The organism is Actinosynnema sp. (genome assembly GCF_052038725.1).
Genome location: NZ_JBQGCX010000943.1, coordinates 1 through 2,257, shown reverse-complemented (window position 1 = coordinate 2,257; position 2,257 = coordinate 1). Strand labels below are relative to the sequence as shown.

1 protein-coding gene is annotated in these 2,257 nt (G+C 74.9%); it reads right to left on the bottom strand.

Annotated features, from left to right (window positions below):
- A partial coding sequence (locus ACTUAL_RS19985; RefSeq protein WP_440901318.1) for an MSCRAMM family protein occupies positions 1–2,257 on the bottom strand: 2,257 nt, incomplete at both ends.

The window sequence follows — 2,257 nt, the reverse complement described above, 5'->3', positions numbered from 1 at the left end:
TGACCCCGTCGCCCGCGACCGCGCCGCCCGCGCTGCCCGCCACGACCGCGCCGCGCGCGTACCCGACCGGCCTGCGCTCGACCACCTCGTAGGTGCCTGCGGCCAGCGCGGTGAACGCGTACCGGCCACCGGCCGAGGTGGTCGTGGTGCGCGTGCCGCCCGGCCCGACCAGGTCGACCAGCACCCCGTCCAGGCCCAGCTCGGTCGGGTCGACCAGGCCGTTGCGGTTCCGGTCGGCGAACACCGTCCCGGACACCGACGCGGCGCTCTCGGCGAAGACGTAGCCGATGGCCTGCTGGTTCTCCACCAGGGTGATCGCGGAGATCACGTCGGCTCCCACGACGCCGCCCGCGTCACCGGCGGTCGCCCCGCCCTGCCCGTACCCGGCGGGCTGGGTCTCGGTGACGGTGTAGCTGCCCGGCGGCAGCGGGCTGAAGGAGAACCCGCCGTCCACCGCCGTGGTCGTGGTCAGGTCCACCGGGCCCGTGAGGTCGAGCCGCACGTCCGGGATGCCGTTGCCCGCCTGGTCGGTGACCCGGCCGGTGATCGAGGCGGCCCTGGCGAGCAGGAAGTCGTAGTCGGTCCCGACCTGGTCCGCGGCGAGCGCGATGCCCGTGACGGCGTTGCGGCCGGTGACCGCTCCCCCCGCCGTGCCCGCGCTGGCCGACACGTCCGCGTAGCCGCCGGGGTGGGTGCTCACCAGGGTGTAGTCGCCCGCCGGGAGCCGGGGGAAGGAGTAGGCGCCGGTGCTCTTGGTGGTGAAGTCGAGGGACAGGCCGTTGTCGCCGGTCAGCCGCACCAGCGCGTTCGGCACGCCCGCGCCGCCCGCCCGCACGGTCCCGGACAGCTCGCCGCCCGCGAGCTCGGCGAACAGGTTGTCGGTGGAGGCGTCCAGGTCGGACAGGAACCCGATCCGGAACCGGTCGTCCCCCTGGGGGACGGCGTTGAAGCCCGGCGTGTCGGTCCCGTCAGCGTAGTCGGCGGGCTGGAACTCGGTGAGCGTGTAGGAGCCCTCGGACAGGCCGTCGAACAGGTAGGTGCCGTCGGCGGCGGTGAACCGCTCGGGGACGGCGGCGGGCGCGGTCGGCGAGTCCAGTTCCAGGGTGAGGCGGACGTTCCCGATGCCGGTGTCCCCGTCGGCGGGCTCGTAGGCGCCGTTGTTGTTGCGGTCGTTGAACACCCGCCCGGACACCACACCGGTGCCCACCGGGGTGGAGAGGGCCAGGTCGGTGAGGACGTAGTCGTCGGTCCCCGGCTCGAAGCGGAACAGGAGGTCACGGGTCCCGCCCGGTGGGGCGGTGAGCACGTCGCCGCTCACGAACGAGTGGACGTCCGCGCCCATGGTGTTCGCGTCGGTGGGCGCGGTCGCCCCGTCCACGCCGCCGCTGAAGTAGTTGCCCTGGTCGCCCAGTCCCGGCTGCGCGGCGGAGTCGACGAGCACCCGGTCGCCCGCCCGGTCGTGGTCGCCGCCGAACGCGCTGATCCCCAGCAGGGTCCGCTGCGCCGAGGTGCGCAGGCCCGGTGCGGTGACCTCGTAGGGGCCCGCGCCCGGCGAGACCCGCACGTGCCCGCTGCGCAGCTGCACCTGGGTCTTGTACGGGGCGTTGGTGTCGGGCACGTCGTAGGAGTAGGCCACGGTCAGCGACCAGCCGCCGAAGCAGCCGAAGCCCTCCGGGGTCCACACGTTGCCCACCCCGATGGCCAGCGGCACGCCGGTCGGGGCCGCCGTCAGCACCGAGGTGACCTCGGCGCCCGCCGAGTACAGCTGGGCCTGCCCGGGGGCCAGGGAGCCCAGGTCGTCCTCGGTGTAGTCCTCGGCGTACACGTTCGCGGCGGGCACGCCCTGCACGCGCAGGAACGCGGGCGTCACGTCCGGACCGGACACCGGGATGTTCGCCTCCGGCGGCAGCTCCGGCAGCACCACGCCCGCGCCCTGCTGGCGGGCGTCGCAGCCGCTGGTGGCCGAGGAGTCGGCCTGGAGCACCGTGCCGGTGTTGCCCGACCAGGTCAGCCGGGCGTAGTCGACGAACGCGCCGTCCGGGATCGTCAGCTCGGCGGAGGAGGAGTCGAACGTGGAGGTGTCGCCGTCGACGTCGGCCCAGCGGGTGAAGTAGGCGCCCCTGGTGCGGGCCGGGTCGACGCCGCCCCCGGCCCGCGCGTCGGGGCAGGTCGCGATCGGGACACGGCCCAGCGGGTCCACCGGGTCGCCGGGGTCGGGGCAGCGGGTGTTCCCGTGGCCCACGACCAGGAGGTCGCC